This window comes from Paenibacillus pabuli NBRC 13638 (genome assembly GCF_001514495.1).
Classification (GTDB): Bacteria; Bacillota; Bacilli; order Paenibacillales; family Paenibacillaceae; genus Paenibacillus; species Paenibacillus pabuli.
Genome location: NZ_BCNM01000003.1, coordinates 290,036 through 306,712, shown reverse-complemented (window position 1 = coordinate 306,712; position 16,677 = coordinate 290,036). Strand labels below are relative to the sequence as shown.

13 protein-coding genes and 1 pseudogene are annotated in these 16,677 nt (G+C 47.2%); 8 read left to right on the top strand and 6 right to left on the bottom strand.

Translation table 11 applies throughout. The features are described from left to right. Positions 1–101: 101 nt before the first annotated feature. From PPA03S_RS06790 to PPA03S_RS06780, 3 genes are all read left to right on the top strand, one after another. Positions 102–833 (top strand): hypothetical protein, encoded by a 732-nt coding sequence (locus tag PPA03S_RS06790; RefSeq protein WP_062321279.1) that lies wholly within the window; start codon positions 102–104, stop codon positions 831–833. Between the two features lie 12 nt (positions 834–845). After that, a complete protein-coding gene (locus tag PPA03S_RS06785; RefSeq protein WP_062321126.1) occupies positions 846–2,534 on the top strand; it encodes a vWA domain-containing protein in 1,689 nt (562 codons plus the stop codon). A 76-nt stretch (positions 2,535–2,610) separates the two neighbouring features. Continuing rightward, a complete protein-coding gene (locus tag PPA03S_RS06780; RefSeq protein WP_062321124.1) occupies positions 2,611–3,750 on the top strand; it encodes a toxic anion resistance protein in 1,140 nt (379 codons plus the stop codon). A 106-nt stretch (positions 3,751–3,856) separates the two neighbouring features. Here PPA03S_RS06780 and PPA03S_RS06775 read toward each other — a convergent pair whose 3' ends face one another. Next, the gene (locus PPA03S_RS06775) at positions 3,857–4,459 is read right to left on the bottom strand and encodes a TetR/AcrR family transcriptional regulator (protein ID WP_062321122.1); all 603 of its coding nucleotides are present in this window, start codon (positions 4,457–4,459) and stop codon (positions 3,857–3,859) included. A 190-nt stretch (positions 4,460–4,649) separates the two neighbouring features. Here PPA03S_RS06775 and PPA03S_RS06770 point away from each other — a divergent pair, with 190 nt between their 5' ends. Continuing rightward, positions 4,650–5,408, top strand: a complete 759-nt coding sequence (locus PPA03S_RS06770; protein ID WP_062321277.1) for an SDR family oxidoreductase — start codon at positions 4,650–4,652, stop codon at positions 5,406–5,408. Positions 5,409–5,731: 323 nt separating this feature from the next. On the opposite strand, the gene PPA03S_RS06765 is transcribed toward PPA03S_RS06770, so the two are convergent. From PPA03S_RS06765 to PPA03S_RS06750, 4 genes and pseudogenes are all read right to left on the bottom strand, one after another. Continuing rightward, complete coding sequence (locus PPA03S_RS06765) at positions 5,732–6,241, bottom strand: SMI1/KNR4 family protein (RefSeq protein ID WP_062321121.1); 510 nt, start codon at positions 6,239–6,241, stop codon at positions 5,732–5,734. 467 nt (positions 6,242–6,708) lie between these two features. Then, positions 6,709–7,023: a hypothetical protein gene (locus tag PPA03S_RS06760; RefSeq protein ID WP_062321119.1), complete on the bottom strand. Its 315-nt coding sequence runs from the start codon at positions 7,021–7,023 to the stop codon at positions 6,709–6,711. A gap of 56 nt (positions 7,024–7,079) precedes the next feature. Continuing rightward, a complete protein-coding gene (locus PPA03S_RS06755) occupies positions 7,080–7,340 on the bottom strand; it encodes a hypothetical protein (protein WP_167665991.1) in 261 nt (86 codons plus the stop codon). 531 nt (positions 7,341–7,871) lie between these two features. Then, positions 7,872–8,901: pseudogene (locus tag PPA03S_RS06750) on the bottom strand (LacI family DNA-binding transcriptional regulator). A gap of 458 nt (positions 8,902–9,359) precedes the next feature. On the opposite strand from PPA03S_RS06750, the gene PPA03S_RS06745 reads away from it, so the two are divergent. The 4 genes from PPA03S_RS06745 to PPA03S_RS06730 all read left to right on the top strand — a co-directional run bounded on the left by PPA03S_RS06745 (position 9,360) and on the right by PPA03S_RS06730 (position 14,380). After that, a complete protein-coding gene (locus PPA03S_RS06745) occupies positions 9,360–10,649 on the top strand; it encodes a sugar ABC transporter substrate-binding protein (protein WP_062321115.1) in 1,290 nt (429 codons plus the stop codon). 96 nt (positions 10,650–10,745) lie between these two features. After that, positions 10,746–12,101 (top strand): carbohydrate ABC transporter permease, encoded by a 1,356-nt coding sequence (locus PPA03S_RS06740; protein ID WP_062321113.1) that lies wholly within the window; start codon positions 10,746–10,748, stop codon positions 12,099–12,101. Beyond that, a complete protein-coding gene (locus PPA03S_RS06735) occupies positions 12,098–12,934 on the top strand; it encodes a sugar ABC transporter permease (protein ID WP_062321111.1) in 837 nt (278 codons plus the stop codon). Before PPA03S_RS06740 ends, PPA03S_RS06735 begins: the two co-directional genes overlap by 4 nt. Before the next feature lie 159 nt (positions 12,935–13,093). Continuing rightward, on the top strand, positions 13,094–14,380 hold the full coding sequence (locus PPA03S_RS06730; RefSeq protein WP_082704028.1) for an MFS transporter: 1,287 nt from the start codon (positions 13,094–13,096) through the stop codon (positions 14,378–14,380). Positions 14,381–14,504: 124 nt separating this feature from the next. Here PPA03S_RS06730 and PPA03S_RS06725 read toward each other — a convergent pair whose 3' ends face one another. Continuing rightward, the gene (locus tag PPA03S_RS06725; protein WP_062321108.1) at positions 14,505–16,664 is read right to left on the bottom strand and encodes an alpha-amylase family glycosyl hydrolase; all 2,160 of its coding nucleotides are present in this window, start codon (positions 16,662–16,664) and stop codon (positions 14,505–14,507) included. Positions 16,665–16,677 lie beyond the last annotated feature (13 nt).

Here is a 16,677-nt window from a genome sequence, read left to right as displayed (position 1 = left end):
ACCCGAATGCAGCCACATCATGTACAATGAAATAAAGTTCCAATGGTAAATATCGACATAAAGGTCCAGCACATAGCGCTAAAGGAGGTCGGATGATTTACATGATAAAGTACATAAAACTGCTGGGGCTGATCTTCGGCGTTGTGGTCATGAATGTTCTATTGTTCTCACCAGGATTCATCGGACTGGGATTTAGTGGGGGAGCATTTACAACAGCACTCTCGGTGACCTTTCTGTTTGGCAGCGTACTGGCTCTCTTCTATGGAAGCTACACCTTGTTGTTCAGACAGCCAGTAGTCTTGCCTGTGAAGCAGATCGAATCCCATGAAGATTATGTGGAAGCGTTATCCTTTTATCAACGCATTAAAGTGCTTGAGGAAGATATCACACTGGGATTATCCCAATTGAGCCGCATGAAGAAAAAGAAAGAAACCCTCCTGAACGTGCTGAATCAGCGCTTTGACCCGGGAGAACTGAGCTACAAGAAATTTGCTTCGGTCACTCTTGAAGTGGAGAAGCTGTTATATCTCAACATCCGAAGTGTACTTAACCGACTCCATGTGTTCGATGAAGCGGAGTACGCCAGCCTGATGAAGTCCAAATCCGCAACACTTCCCCAAAAGTTATTTCAAGAGAAAACCAAAGTATATAACGATTACCTGAGCTATGTGAAAAACTCGCTTCATACCAATGAGGAAATTCTGTTGAAGCTCGACCAGTTGATGCTGGAGATCTCCCGCCTGGACAGCTTTGAAGCGGGAGATATCGAACAGATGCCTTGTATGCAGGAAATTGACCAATTGATCAAGCACACCAAATTATACAGACAGTGAGGGGTTGTACGTATGGCGAAGAAAGGGAAGTTTTTTTTCATATCAATCATGATGCTGGTACTCGTATTTGGTCTCGTATATGCAGGGATTACACTGACGTCAAACGTTGGTAAATCCAGTACACAGGTGACGACAGAGAACGCAGGCAAAGAGTTAGGCAAGCTGTATGCAGATATTGCACCAGCAACGGCCGAACCCGTGAAGGGGCAGATTGATCTCGATCCGGTGGATGTGGCAGAATCCCTGCCGGACATCTCCAAATTTCCGATCACGGTCGAGAATACAACGAATGATTATGTAGAGATCTTTTCTTCGATTGAAAAGGCGGGAACCGGAGCAGATGGCTGGTTGACTGAGGTGAGCGAAGAGTTCAACAAGGCTAACATTACCGTTGGCGGTAAGCAGGTCTCCGTGAAATTACGCAATATCGCATCCGGTACAGCGGCCGATTATATCAAGTCCGGCAAATATGTGCCTGATGCGTTTACCCCCTCGAATGAGTTATGGGGCGAGATGGTCGCCGCAAGCGGTGTGAAGACAGATCTGGTATCCAAAAGACTGGTGGGGAACGTTCCAGGGATCGTCATCTCCAAAGCCAAATATGATGCGCTGGTCGACACGTACGGCTCGGTGAATGTAAAAACCGTGACCGAAGCGATTGCCAACAATGAGCTTGCGATGGGGTACACCGATCCGTTTGCCAGTTCCACAGGATTGAACTTTCTTGTGACTGCACTCAACACATATGACAGCTCTAATCCGCTTGGAGAGAAGGCGATCCAGGGTTTTGAGAAGTTCCAGGCGAATGTACCGTTTACGGCCTCCACAACGATTCAGATGCGTGAGGCAGCCAAGTCAGGGCGGCTGGACGCATTTGTACTGGAATACCAGACTTACGTAAACACCGCAGATCTGAAAAGCGGATACGTCTTTACCCCTTTTGGCGTAAGACATGACAGCCCGCTGTATGCACTGGGGCAGCTGCCGCAGAACAAGCAAGAAATCATTAAGAAGTATGCGGAATTCGTAACCCAGGCGAAGTATCAGCAATCGGCTGAGGAATTCGGCTTCAACGGCTTGCAGGATTACAAGTCCGAATTGAACACCGTGGATGGCGGTACCCTGCTGTCTGCGCAGAAAGTATGGAAAGAGAAAAAGAACGGCAGTAAACCCATTGCAGCCGTATTTGTAACCGACGTATCCGGCAGTATGGCCGGGGAACCGCTGAACCGTCTCAAGGAATCCCTGCGCAAAGGACAGAAGTTTCTGGGCACAGACAATAGTATCGGTCTCGTTTCCTACTCCAGTGGAGTAACCGTGAACCTGCCGATTGCCAAGTATGATACGAACCAACAGTCCATGTTTGTGGGTACGGTGGATAGCCTGCAAGCGAGTGGAGGTACGGCAACCTTTGATGGAATCGTTGTGGCGATGAAGATGCTGGAAGATTATATGGCTGCGAATCCGAATGTGAAGCCACTGATCTTTGTCCTAAGTGATGGAGAGACCAACGAAGGTCATACACTGAAAGATATTCGTGATCTGGTCGAGACGTACAAAGTACCGATCTATACGATTGGTTACAACGCGGACATCAAAGCTTTGGAGAGCATCTCCAGCATTAACGAAGCGGCGAGCATTAACGCGGATACCGACGATGTGGTGTACAAAATAGGAAACCTGTTCAACGTACAGATGTAGCACGGGTAGTGCGCTCAAAGTAATCAAGTGTAAAGTTCATTATTGTATATAGCACGTAATTGAAGGGGGAACTTGGATGTCGTTTTCGATGGAGATACCTAGCCAGAAGGAAATACAGAAGGTGATAGAGGAAGAAGTAAAACCTGTACCCGCCGAGGTAGCGGAGCTGCAGCAAGTCGCCAATGCCAACGTGGAGATGATCATGACCCTGGATCTCGAATCTTTGGAGAAACGCAAAGAGATTCTGCAATCCATTGACGGTTTTGGCATGAACACCATGAGATCCTCTTCCGAGAAAAACGCACTGCTTCAAGTCTCCGTTGGACATCTGTCCAAGACGGGAGACGAGGGCGGTCAGGTTGCCAAAGGCTTGACCGAGCTGCATATGCAATTGAAGGATCTCGACCCGAGCGTGGTCGATTTCGCCAAGACCGGATTCCTCGGCAAATTGTTCAATCCGCTGCGGGCCTACTTTCTTAAATACCAGAAGGCCGACGCGGTCATCGCCGACATTGTGACCTCTTTGGATAAAGGCAGAGCAACCTTGAGAAACGACAACACCACACTGGAGATAGAACAGCAGAATCTGCGGGAACTCACCAAACGACTGCAAAAGGAAATTCAGCTCGGCGTGCTGATGGATGAGTCGATTGACGCACAGATCGAAGCCGCCAAAGTGCGTAACGAGGACCCGGAAAAAGTCCGCTTTATCACGGAAGAAGTGCTATTCCCGCTGCGTCAGCGGGTCATGGATTTGCAGCAAATGCTGGTGGTGAACCAGCAGGGCATCATGGCAATTGAAGTTGTCATCCGCAACAACAAGGAGCTGATTCGAGGGGTTGACCGGGCGAAGAATGTAACGATCTCGGCACTGAAAATTGCCGTTACTGTAGCGAGTGCTTTGTATAATCAGAAGATTGTATTGCAGAAAATTGAACTGCTCAACCGGACGACCAATGATCTGATCTCCGGTACTTCCAAAATGCTGAAGGATCAGGGGATTGCCATCCAAAAGCAGGCGTATGAAGCCAGCATCTCGGTGGATACGATGAAGCAGGCATTCACGGATGTGTTATCCGCGCTTGACTCGATCAGCGCTTATAAGCAGGAGGCGCTGCCACGGATGCGGGAAACCATCAATCAGTTCCGTGAATTGGCGGATACCGGGGAGCAGCAGATTCAGCGGTTGGAGAAAGGGCAGAAGCTGGGGCTATAATTTTAACTTTCATAAATAAACAAAGCGACCGTCCCTTGTTAAGCATTTGGGAACGGTCGCTTTTTGACTTTCATTCAGATTTCATGGATTAATACGTCTGGATGGATTATTTGAGGTTGGACTGGACCACCGCATTGGCTGGCTTGAAATTAATGATTTTGAATAACTCCTCTGCCATATAGGCGGGGGTGTGTTTGAATTCCTGCCGAATCCACTCCAGGATCATGCCAAAGATCGCATGGGACTGGTAGCTGGCTAGCAGTTCCTGGTTGATGTGAGAAGGAAAAACCTCAGTGAGATCCTGCAAGGCAAGGTTACGAAGAACCTCACAGATCATTTGTTGAAAGTTGGACGCGGCCTCGGACTTCACCACAAGCGTGTAGAATGGTGCATGTTGATGCACATGTTCAAATATTTTGATTGCGGAAGAAGGCATATGACTTACTCGGAAAAGTTCCATATCCTGATAGGGTTCACGAAAAGAAGCCACCAGATCCTTGATCACATCATCGATCATTTCATTGAACAGGTCTTCTTTGTATTGATAGTGTCTGTAAAAGGTACCTCGATTCAGATCCGCAAGCTGCACGATCTCGGTTATGGATATTTCCTTAAACGGCTGCTTCTGCATTAACTGGATGAGGGCATCCTTCAGCGCGGCTTTGGATTTCTTGATTCTTCGGTCTATGGAGTTCGGAAGTTCAGTCATACTACAGCCTCCTTGGAAGAGCGAGTTATAAGTTAAAGTACATACATCATGGAAATTGTTGATTAACGTACATTTGGGCATGCTTTTACTGATTGAACAGGAATGCTATGACTTATTATACTAAGGATACGAGTTAATGAACATTTGTTTGTTAACTTATTGTAAACGAATACATGGAGGATGATACATGATGAAACTTCAAGATAAAGTGGCTGTGGTGACAGGTGCGGGTTCCGGTATGGGTAGAGCGATTGCAACATTGTACGCACAGGAGGGAGCGAAGGTAATCGTATCGGATATCAATGCGGAGACAGCACAGACGGTCGTGGATGAGATTAAGGCGCAGGGCGGCGAAGCCATTGTGGTGCTTGCCAATGTGGCAAAAGAAGAAGATATCCAGAACCTGATTGATACTGCGGTGAGCACATACGGAACAGTGGATGTTCTGGTGAACAATGCTGGCATTATGGATGGCATGGAGCCGGCTGCTGATGTGTCCGATGACAAATGGGAGAGAGTATTTGCAATCAACACGACCAGTGTTATGCGTGCCACTCGTAAAGTGCTGCCAATCTTCCTGGAGAAACAAAAAGGTGTCATCGTCAATATTGCATCAGCAGGTGGCTTGAACGGTGGACGGGCCGGTGCAGCCTACACAGCTTCCAAACACGCTGTGGTTGGATTCACCAAAAATACAGGCTACATGTACGCTGAGCAAGGCATTCGCTGTAACGCCATTGCTCCTGGGGCGGTAGCAACCAATATTAGTTCATCCATGGCGGGGTTAAGTCAGTTTGGTGCGGGAAGACAGCAGTTAGGTATGGCGACTAACCCACGTATAGGAACAAGTGAAGAGATTGCCAAGGTGGCTCTGTTCCTAGGATCAGACGAGTCCAGCTTTGTGAACGGAACCGTGATTACGGCAGATGCAGGTTGGAGCTCCTACTAATCCGTCTTTAGTGCAGGGCTATCAGGAATGGGAAGATGTCATAATGAGGCCTTCTTTTTTCTGTTCTGTTAGCACGAAAAATTAAATAACTGAAATATGAAAGAAGCTCATACCAGTGTATGGGCTTCTTTTGAACGTTCATAAAAGAACTTCGTCATGGATAAATACATTTTAAAGTCTGGCCAGAGCTAATTAAAGAATCTTGGATAATTGAGCAAGGTTTCTGGAATAGAAAGAATCCCGGTGATAAAATAGAAGATTACTGAAGAGGATTCTGCATTAATAGGCGAGAATAAAGAGAAATAGATTGATTTTTAAAGGAGTTATTTCTCTTCAAAACTGCGTTCTGTTTGCCAATACCAGAACTTTGAGCCCTGAGAAATAATGAAGTGTTCCAGCCAGGTCTCAAAGTTACTGTAGAATCGTCCTGTATGCTCTCTTGAATATAAACTCTCGCAAAGCAACAGATAATGCTCATCATGGGATCGCCAACGATCTAAGTCGATTAAGACTCGATCATCAAGGATATTGGCCACCGCAATCTTACTATCTGATGCTTCATTGTAATGTATGACATCCTGGGCTGAGTATAAGAAATTTTCCCCGCCATATTCAGGATCTCCAAACAAGGACGCTCCATTACATAATTGTAAAAAGTTTATGTAGTCTGGAGGTAAGGAAGTAGAAAAATAATCGGAAAGTTCTTTGATTTTATCTTCTGACGCACTTGGCTTGAATTTATTGATAGCAGTTGTTTTCCCAGCAGGAGTAAGTATTTCAATGTGACCTTCATTTTGGTCAGACCATTTTTTAAAGTCTTTGAAAACATTCATTTACATTGCTCCTTCTTAAAAAACTGACTTCACAAAAAATCTGTGAAGTCAGTTTATCATATTAATACCCTGTGAACCAAGGACTTACAAGCGACTCATGCACTCTAGCAGGGATAGGTATTAAATTGTCAAAAGCATTAGTTCCGCCATATTCACGTGGTCTAACATGGTGTATATGGGTCACGGCTCCATCCCAGTTCCATCCATTATTCGGATACAATTCGCTGTATTTTTTATGTATACACCGCGTTCAGTTTTACCCCATATAACATAGGCCAGTCGGATGGGCGAACCCTTAACTCTCCAGTCCTACCTACTGCCTCTTTCCACGGTGTGTTTTGTTTTATCAGGACTCTCTTTTGCATAACTATTTTCCTTTCTCCTGAACATAAAAAAGCCGCTAAAATAGCGACTTCATTGGGAATATGTTCTTGTCCCTCGACATTTTCCTTCTTTTCAACTACTCTTTATTCACTGTGTTCTGTAACGATTGACCATCCGTTACCCTTGCCACTCAAAAACCCTTGCTCATAGAAATCTATGCCATCAGAAGTTATGCTTATTTCAACCATCTCAGGCTCATTTTCTACTGGATTTGCGACTATGTAGCCTTTATTTAATAGGTAAGTTATTGCTCTATGCTTCTCGATGTGTTCTCGTTGATAAAACTTTTCCTTCGGAAATACTAAAGTAGGGTTTTCAGTAAACCACGATGAATACAGTGCTTCTACTATATCGTATCTTTCTTGTATACGTTGTTTTATTTGAATTTCTCTTTCCATAAATAGTTTTCCTCCTTAATGGAATAAGGAGCCTTATAAGGCTCCTTTCAAATCTACTATTTTGCTTCTGGTTCGTCTGAAATAATAACTTCCCCACCATCATAACTTCTTGCTCCTGAGTAGAGCAAGGCATCATAGTGTCCGCCTATATATGAGACTTGACCTAAAAGCTTAACGCGATATTGACCTTTTTCAGAAATTCGGAAGGTATGTTCATTCCCCTCATGGTCACCCATACCACCTCCGTATACAAAAGCGTAGGAATCGATATTTTCCCAAGTGAGGTCAAGAAAGCTTGTTCTGTATTGTAGTTGCATGGTTAGAGCAAATTTATTGGTAATTTTGCCGGGATTGTCATAATTCTACGAACCCCTAACTGTTCCATTTTTTGGTTCAGAGATATCAAGATTATAAGGGCCTGTTGCTTGGATTTCTACGCTGTCATTTCCGGGCGCGGCTGTAATCGTAGATGTTTGACCACTATCGTCTACCGTGATAATTGGAGACTGAAATGTAAGACTTTGAGCGGGTTTTCGCAAGTCTTGTGCCCTGTTTGAAACACTTAGGGAATCTGCTAGTGAGAAACAGGTTGCTCAATACAAAAATATATTAAAAGGAGCCATTTCTAATGAAAAAAACTATGCTTATATTAGCTGTCATGTGTAGCTTTGCATTTATCTCCTTTGTAGGCACGAGTACAACGACAACCTTTACTACAAATAATCACGGGTTTGGCTATTGATATCATACCCTAAAAAAAAGAATCGACTCTCTTCTTATAGAGTGTCGATTCTTTTTGTGATCTTACAAGGGCGAAAACAATAGGACAAACGTTTGCACAAACATGTCTAGACATTCCCGGACAGCGTAAACAAGGACGAATCCCGAACAATTAAGCGGTGTGGGATAATGACCGGATTCTGAGGCAGCTGCTCCCCATTCAGAATTTTCAGCAGTACCTGAACCGCGGTATAGCCAAGCTGATAGGTTCCGATATCAATCGAACTGAGCGGAGGCGATGCGAGTTCCGACAAGGCTATATTGTTGAAGCTCACAACACTTATATCTTCAGGGACATTATATCCCAATTCGGCCAAAGCGCGAAGTACGCCAAAGGCAACATTGTCATCAATAACAACGAGGGCCGTTGGCCTATCCGGTAGTGACATGAACAGGGACATCGCCCGGAAGCCGCTCTCCTGCAGGAATTCTCCTTCCACGATCCAATCATTGTTAGCATCCAGACCGGCTTCTTCGAGCGCATTTTTGTATCCTAGCATGCGATCATGGGACAACGTCAAATCCGGCGGCCCACTGACAAATCCAATACGTTTATGCCCTTGGGCTATCAAATGTGTAGTTGCATCGAACGCTGTCTGGACATTGTTATTGTCCACCATGGGTGCCTCTGGATGTGTTTCGCTGCGGCCAATCAGCACAAAAGGAAACTTTTCCGCTTCCAAAAAAGAAATGATCGGGTCTTCCCGCTTGGAGCCAAGCAGCAAAATTCCATCGACTCGTCGCCCGTGTACCAGCCGGGATATGGCATTCAATTCATCGCTGGAAGACGTTTCGGTGGAGAGAAGAAGTTCATAATTCATGCGTGTTGCATGCGTAATGATCCCCCCGAAGCAGCTCTCCGAAAAAATAGTTCTGAAACAGCTCTTCAGCAGGCCGGGGCAGCATGATCCCCAGAGTTTGAGTCGTTTTGGAAACGAGGCTCTTGGCCATCATATTTGGATGATAATTCAGTTCTTTCATAATTTGCTTCACTTTGACCGACGTTTCCGAACTGATTCTGGGATGGTTGGAAATAACCCGTGAGACCGTAGAAGGGGATACACCCGCCAATTTGGCAATATCTTTGATTGTAATCATGTGAAAAATCCCTTCTGTACAAGCATTTCAACATGTCTCCTATGTTAATTGAAAGGTTTGGATAAATCAATTGCTAACTGCATCATGGGAAAAAGGACGAGAGTAAAATAAAGGAAGATGGCGGGAGATCAAGCAAATGGGAAATTACAGGAACATACGCCATAAAAGTGAAGAAAAATGCGCGAAAATGACTTGTGCAAACGTTTGTGCAAATAAAGTTGGCTATTGTATGATGTGATTGTCAATGTAGCGCTTACATATCTGGATTGAACCTACTTCTTAGAAAATTCATCCCGATTACATACATATTGGACCCGTCAGAAGTTCATCTGGGCAAACGTTTGTACAATGTTCAAGCAGATGATACACAGAACTTCAGAACGCAGGAACAGTACACAGAAAAACGGGTGAAAGCGCGAGTACAACATGGAGCATGATTACGAAAAGGGGGAAATTCAATGAGAAAATGGCAGCAAGCAGCACTTGCAGGATTCATGGCACTAACACTTGCCGCATGTTCAAGCGGAGGTGGAGGCGGCGCTGCGCCAACCACAACAGACAGCGGGGAAACTGGGGAGACAACAGTAACCGCGGAAAATATTCAGCCGGAAGAGGGCGCAAGCCTTGTCATATGGGAGGATAAAAATCAGCGAAGCTTTATCGAGGAGCGAGCGAAGAAATTTGAAGAGGAGTACGGCGTTTCTGTAAAGATCGAGGAATTGCCGCCAACCGATCAGGTGACTAAGCTGACGACAGACGGGCCCGCGGGATTGGCTGCGGATGTAGTCGTTTTCCCGCATGACAAGATTGGCAGTGCTTCAGAAGCCGGCCTCATATTGCCGAACGATATTTTTGAGCAACAGACCACGCAATCCACCAGTGACAACGCCGTTAAAGCCGTAACCTTTAAAGACATCTTGTACGGCTATCCCTACAGTGTGGAAACCTATGCGTTGTTCTATAACAAAAAGCTGTATCCCGAAGCACCGAAGTCATTTGACGACATCATCAGCTTTGCCAAAACCTTTAATGACACCAAAAACAACAAGTACACCCTGATGTGGGAACTCCAGCAGTTCTATTACAACTTCGCATATCTCGCTTCCCAGGGAGGATATATCTTTGGTGATGAAGGCATGGACAGCAAGGATATCGGACTCAACAATGAGGGAGCGATCAAGGGCGGTCAGTTCTTGCAAACGCTGAAATCGGAAGTGCTGCCTGTGAAGATGGGTGATGTGAACTATGACATCAAGAAAGGTCTCTTTTCCAGCGGGAAACTGGCCATGGATATTAACGGACCTTGGTCCATCGCTGATTATCGCAATGCTGGGATTGACTTCGGTGTAGCTCCACTCCCGGCCATTGAAGGCAAACCGATGACCTCCTTCTCTGGAGTTAAGGCATATTACGTCAATGCATTTACTACCTATCCGAATGCAGCCAAGCTGTTTGCGGCGTATCTCTCCAGTCCGGAATCCCAGATGGTTAACTTTGAGATGAACGGAACACTCCCGGCGAATAAAGACGTGGCCGCAGATCCGAAGATTCAGGGGGATGAAATCACGAAGGCATTCCTGGAGCAGTTCAACAACTCCACCCCAATGCCTTCGCTCCCTGCCATGGATAGCGTATGGGGTCCCATCAGCGCGGCAATCACCGACATTTGGGATGGAGGCAAGGATGTAAAAACATCTTTAGATAATGCAGTCAACCAAGTCAAGGAAAGCCTTGCAACGGTTCAATAGAAAAAGGAAGAGCAGGTGCAGAGGAGCGAGCCTTCCTCTGCACTCTGCTATAACCGATCGGCAGCAACGTTGCTTGCCGGGAAGGAGAAGGAAGGAATGAAACAACAGCATGTTCCAGTCACTGTTCAGCCGAATCGAGAAAGACAGCATCGCATGACAGCGGCTGTGTTGTCCGTTGTCCTGCAAGGACTTGGGCAACTGTATAACCGTCAATGGATCAAGGGCATCTGTTTTCTGATCCTGGAGGCAGTGGGACTCGCGTATCTGATTCCACGTCTCAATCAGGCTGTATGGGGTGTATGGACGCTGGGCGAGCAGACGCAGCGTTTCGTCAAAGTCAATGGATCAACGGTGCTGCAACAGGGCGACCACTCCATCTTTTTACTGCTCAACGGAATTATTGTGCTTTTGGTGTTTTTCGTTTTTCTTCTTCTATATCTCTTCAATATCCGGGATGCGTATCTCACGGGAAAATTAAGAGAGGAAGGGAAGCAGGCCACCAGAGCCTCAGCTTCTTTGAGATATCTGCTCGATAAACAATTCCCGTATCTTTTCTTGTCCATCCCTGCGCTCGGCATCCTGTTTTTCACGATTATGCCGATTTTGTTTACGATTACTCTGGCCTTTACCAATTACTCGGCACCCGATCATATTCCGCCCGCCAAACTGGTGGATTGGGTAGGTTTCAAGACGTTCACGGACCTAGTCCAGCTTAAATCATGGAGCCATACCTTCTTCGGTGTATTAACGTGGACGGTCATTTGGGCCATTCTGGCAACGGTTACGACCTATTTTGGAGGCGTACTGGTGGCGCTTCTCATCGAGCAGAAGGGTATTCGCTTCAAAAAGGTGTGGCGGACGATCTTCATCCTCCCTTATGCGATTCCGCAGATTATCTCACTGCTTCTGATGCGCAACCTGTTCAACGGCCAGTTCGGGCCGATTAATACGTACATGAAGGCTTTTGGCCTCGAAGGACTGCCATGGCTAACCGACCCGTTCTGGGCGAAAGTTACGGTCGTCATCGTCAACATGTGGATCGGAATTCCGGTCAGCATGGTGCTTATACTCGGCGTGTTGACGGCGATTCCACGGGATTTGTATGAAGCGGCTGAGGTAGATGGTGCATCCGGATTTCAGAAGTTTCGTATCATTACGCTTCCTTTTATTATGTTCGCTACGACACCGGTGCTCATTATGCAGTTTGCCGGGAATTTCAACAATTTCAATGTCATATTCCTGCTGACGAACGGCAATCCATTGCGCGGAGATTATCAGTATGCGGGATCAACCGATCTGCTCGTCACCTGGCTGTACAAACTGACGTTGGATAACAACAAATTCAATATGGCTTCGGCGGTCGGCATCATTATTTTCCTGATTATCGCGTCGTTCTCCATCTGGAATTTCCGTCGTTCCAAATCGTTCAAGGAGGAGGACATGATTCAATGAGAAAACGCAACAATCCCATGCGTCTGGCGATCAGTTATGTGCTGCTGGTCATCATTGCAATCGTATCGGTGTATCCCGTCTTGTGGATCTTTCTCTCGTCGCTGCGCCCAGGGGCTGCGCTGTACAGTGAACGTTTATGGCCTGAAGCGTTCACACTGGCCCATTACGGGGAACTGTTTACCAACCCGTCGTTCATGTATGGAACATGGTATCTGAATACGTTGAAGATCGCCTTCTTCACCATGATTTTCTCAACGCTAATGGTCACGTTGGGCATGTATGCTTTATCCCGTTTCCGTTTTCGCGGACGTAAGACCATTCTATCCACGATGCTGATCCTGGGAATGTTCCCCAGCTTCATGAGCATGATTGCCATTTATATTATTTTGCTTCAGATCAAATTGCTGGACACTCATGCCGCGCTGATTCTGGTCTATTCGTCCGGGGCTGTGCTGGGTGGATTTATTGTCAAAGGGTTCTTTGATACCATCCCGCGCAGTTTGGATGAAGCCGCACGGATTGATGGAGCCAGTCATCTACGCGTGTTCACCAGCATCATTTTGCCGTTGTCCCGGCCGATGCTGACCTATGTTGCCTTAACCAGCTTCACGGGTGCGTGGATGGACTTTATTTTTGCCCGGTTGGTGCTGCGGACGAAAGAGAATTGGACACTTGCCGTTGGCATGTGGGATCTGGTTAGCCGTTACCAGGACAGCAACTTTACGATGTTTGCTGCCGGGGCCGTACTGATCGCCATTCCGATTACGTTGTTGTTCGTATTCCTGCAGCGTTTTCTTGTGCAGGGGCTGACTTCTGGCGCCTCCAAAGGATAAAAGGATAAAAGGGATAAACAATTAACCGCATAGACAGCCTGTAGAACATACCCAGGCCACCAATCAGGCGCTTCTGAGGGGTTCCATTCATCGCTGGAACTGCTTCGGAAGCGCCTGCCTGCTGTTTGAGATCCGAATGACAAGAGGAGGAAAAGATCGATGGGAACGTTACAGCCCCCGGAACCTGATCTGGGAGCAAATGGGGCTTATACTGCTGCGGAGAGTCAAAAAATGGCCAACAGGGCGCTTTGGCGCAATGTGGCTTACCGTAGAATTTTGTGCGGCTACGGCATCTCCGTATTTGGGGATTGCTTCAACGGCATTGCCATCAGCCTGTGGGTGTTACAAACCACGGGAAGTGCGAAGAGTATGGCAGCGGTACAAGTATGTAATATGGTCGTCAGTTTTCTGTTCGGATCATTCGCAGGTACGTTTGCCGACAGGCTGGATCGCAGAACATTGATGCTGTCGTCGGATTTGTTTCGTGGGGCCATGGCGTTTATCATTGCGGTGAGTCTGTTTGTGCTGCATGCTCCGTTTCCACTCGTGCTGCTCATGCTTTCCCTCTCCATGTTCTCGAGCCTGTTTCAGGCACCTGCATTTCATGCTTCGGTAACCAGTCTGGTGAGGAGGGAGCATCTGCAGCAAGCCACAGGAACCATCCATCTGGTCGATAATATAGCCCGGATCAGCGGACTGGCCGCAGCGGGGATTGCAGTTTCTTCATTTGGAGGATTTACGGCGATTATGATTACGGGTGTGACCTTTCTGCTGTCTGCGATGTGTGTCTTGTTGGCCGGGCGGTTTCCGAAGGTGCAGCGCTCATCCATGCATAGAGGATCGTTCGTAAAGGAATGGGGCGGTTCGTTTTCCTACATCTTTGCACATCCTCTGATTCGCTCAATTGTAATCCTTAATCCGCTGCTGATTCTATTCTTCATGTCAGCCATCATGCTTGTTCAAGTCATGGCCGTCAACGTATGGCAGGCGAACCCTGTCCAGTTTGGTCTGATCGAGACATGTATTCCATTGGGCTACATGCTGGGTTCCGGGATCCTGATTGCCTCAGGCAACCGGCTGAAACGAAGAGGGCGATGGGTATTTATCGGTCTGCTGGTCCTTGGGCCGCTGTATATGCTGTTAGCCAATGTATCTTCCCCTTTGGTGGCCTTGCCGCTGATCATTGCCGGGGGAGCTATGTTTGCGTGCTGTACCATGTTAACTCAAATCATGATGCGTGCCGAGGTTCCCGATGAGCTGCAGGGAAGAATCTATGGGGTGCTTGGCACGATAACAAGTACAGCCCCGATTCTGGGACTAACGGTCGTTTCGGTTTTAGCGGATCAACGGGGTGCTCAAACTGTACTGGAGAGTCTGGGTTCGCTGCTGCTGGTGGTCGGGGTGATTGCGGCAGTCGGATTGAAATCCATTCGGTCCTATCGATAAGCGTACCCATCAATAGCACTTGATTGGAAGTCAGAGGCAGGGAAGGGACGAGCATATACAAAGAACCCGGAGCAGACGCTTGCTTGCGTCTGGCTCCGGGTTGATTGATAAGGCCATAAAGGAATTAAGGTTGCCAGTCGACCGTAACGGTCGCTGTTCCACTGGTTGGTGTGGTGAACGTATGGTTATTGCCATTTTCCCACGTAATGGTTGAGCCGTTCTTTTTGAAAAACTTGAATTCCAGATTCGTTCCTGCAGGCACACTGACGTCATAATACCAGGTTGGATAGGAATAGATCACCTGATTGAACGCTGGACCAATGGCGAGAGGGCCTGTGGACCAGTTCCCCAGCTCTGCAACATTACCCGTCAGATAGAGGTTCTGACCGAGCGTGGTGGATGCATTGTTGATGACAAAGCGAACGGAAACCTGGTTGCCACTCAGAATCGTGAAATTGTTATAAGTGTTGCTGTTGACTCCGCCCGCTGCAACTTTAACGGCATAGTTGCCGGCAGCAACAGCAGGGATGGTCACTTTGATCTGAGTATCTTCCCATGATGTAATGGCTGAGCCGGTAACAGCTGTTGTTCCGAAATAAACGGTGCCCTTGGTTGTACCGAATCCACGACCATCAATGGTAACGGTATTACCCGCTTTGCCCATGGTAGGACCCACATGCCCGATGGTTGGTGTAGTGGTATTGGCTGTATACTGCCAGACCGCTGTAGCTCCTGCTGCCAAAGTAAAGTTAGCGACGTTACCTCCTGTAGAGGTAATGTTATTACCGCTTAGAGCACCCGCAAGTACATCGTTGTAGGTTCCGGAAGGGAGCGAAGTGGTCAGGCCACTGATGGAAGTGGGAGTTGAAAGATTGCGGTTAACCGCTACGACGGCCACATTGTTGCCGAATTTACGTTCATACACATACACATCATTGTTAATCCAGCGCTGCTGGGTTGTTCCATAGGCGATGGCTGGATTGGTTTTGCGCAATGGTGCCAGTTTGCTGATGACGTTAAAAGCGGTTGTTGTTTTGGAGAACGAAGGCATTTTGGCACGGTTATCCGGGTCACCGTTACCTGTCAAATACTGCTCAGTGCCATAATAGATGGCTGGTACGCCCCGTGAGGTGAGTGTAAATGCAAGAGCTTGCTCCAGTCGACGGTTGTTTACGGCACTGGTTTTGAAGCGATCCATGTCATGGTTATCAATAAAGGTCACCTGGTCATTCACTTGGGCATAATCAGCCGCAGTGCTGGTGATCATGGAATCCAGGGCAACCATCGTGGACGTGTTGTCACGGAACACGTTACGTACTTCGTTGTTGAAACGGAAGTCGAGCAGACTCATACCGGATTGGTTAGCGAAGTTGGTGTTATCCGCATCCGAAGCGGAGGAACCCAGGAACCATTCACCGAAGGTGAATACCGGTTTGTAGCCATAAATGGAGGACATCCAGTTCTTTTGCCATCCCATCGGCATGTGCTTGACCGCATCCACGCGGATTCCGTCAATGCCCATATCGAGCCAGAGCTTGATTGCATCCTTGAAGTAGGTATCAATGGTGCTATTGTTGTGATTCAGGTCAGCGAGATCATAGAGGTTTTTGTAGATTCCGTTCTCCAGCGAGGAGAAGTCGGAGCCGCCATTGTGGTGGAAGAATTTGTTCGTATCATTGGTGTAACCACCAAGCAGAGTGCCGTTGTTGTATAACTTTCCATTCTCTGCAAACGAAGTGTCGGTTTCCATGGCAGGAGAGGTATGGTTGGGAGCAAAATCGATAATGACTTTGATGCCCTTGGCATGGGCCGTGTTGATCAGGTTCTGAAAATCAGTCATCGTACCAAAGGCGGGATTGGTCTTCTTGAAGTCCCGTGCCCAGTATCCGTGATAGGCCGAGTTGTTGACACCGGAATAATTGATCAGCGAGTAGATATTCTCGACAGGCTGGGAAATCCAGAGTGCTGTAATGCCGAGATCTGTAAAATAGTTGTCATTGATCTTGTTGACCAAACCCTGCCAGTCACCGCCGCAATAGAGCTTCAGGTTGGTACAGGAGGAATCATAGGCCGCCCCGGTAGGGTTATTCGAAGGATTGCCATCCAGAAAGCGATCGGTAAACACTTGATAGATGACATCGGTGCTAAAATTCTGCTTGTTAGTTACTGCCGTATCGGCATCTGCGAATACAGAGGCAGCCGGGAATAAGGGCAATGCGCTTCCAGCCAGCAAGCTGAGGGTTAACGTGGTACTGAGGATAATTCGCTTGGTCCAATTGAACATGGTAATCCACCCT

Coding starts and splice junctions, on each gene's coding strand:
- PPA03S_RS06780 (WP_062321124.1), top strand. CDS start 2,611: ATGTCGTTTTCGATGGAGATACCTAGCCAGAAGGAAATACAGAAGGTG.
- PPA03S_RS06770 (WP_062321277.1), top strand. CDS start 4,650: ATGAAACTTCAAGATAAAGTGGCTGTGGTGACAGGTGCGGGTTCCGGT.
- PPA03S_RS06755 (WP_167665991.1), bottom strand. CDS start 7,340: ATGCAACTACAATACAGAACAAGCTTTCTTGACCTCACTTGGGAAAAT.
- PPA03S_RS06745 (WP_062321115.1), top strand. CDS start 9,360: ATGAGAAAATGGCAGCAAGCAGCACTTGCAGGATTCATGGCACTAACA.
- PPA03S_RS06730 (WP_082704028.1), top strand. CDS start 13,094: ATGGGAACGTTACAGCCCCCGGAACCTGATCTGGGAGCAAATGGGGCT.
- PPA03S_RS06760 (WP_062321119.1), bottom strand. CDS start 7,023: ATGGAAAGAGAAATTCAAATAAAACAACGTATACAAGAAAGATACGAT.
- PPA03S_RS06735 (WP_062321111.1), top strand. CDS start 12,098: ATGAGAAAACGCAACAATCCCATGCGTCTGGCGATCAGTTATGTGCTG.
- PPA03S_RS06740 (WP_062321113.1), top strand. CDS start 10,746: ATGAAACAACAGCATGTTCCAGTCACTGTTCAGCCGAATCGAGAAAGA.
- PPA03S_RS06775 (WP_062321122.1), bottom strand. CDS start 4,459: ATGACTGAACTTCCGAACTCCATAGACCGAAGAATCAAGAAATCCAAA.
- PPA03S_RS06785 (WP_062321126.1), top strand. CDS start 846: ATGGCGAAGAAAGGGAAGTTTTTTTTCATATCAATCATGATGCTGGTA.
- PPA03S_RS06765 (WP_062321121.1), bottom strand. CDS start 6,241: ATGAATGTTTTCAAAGACTTTAAAAAATGGTCTGACCAAAATGAAGGT.
- PPA03S_RS06725 (WP_062321108.1), bottom strand. CDS start 16,664: ATGTTCAATTGGACCAAGCGAATTATCCTCAGTACCACGTTAACCCTC.
- PPA03S_RS06790 (WP_062321279.1), top strand. CDS start 102: ATGATAAAGTACATAAAACTGCTGGGGCTGATCTTCGGCGTTGTGGTC.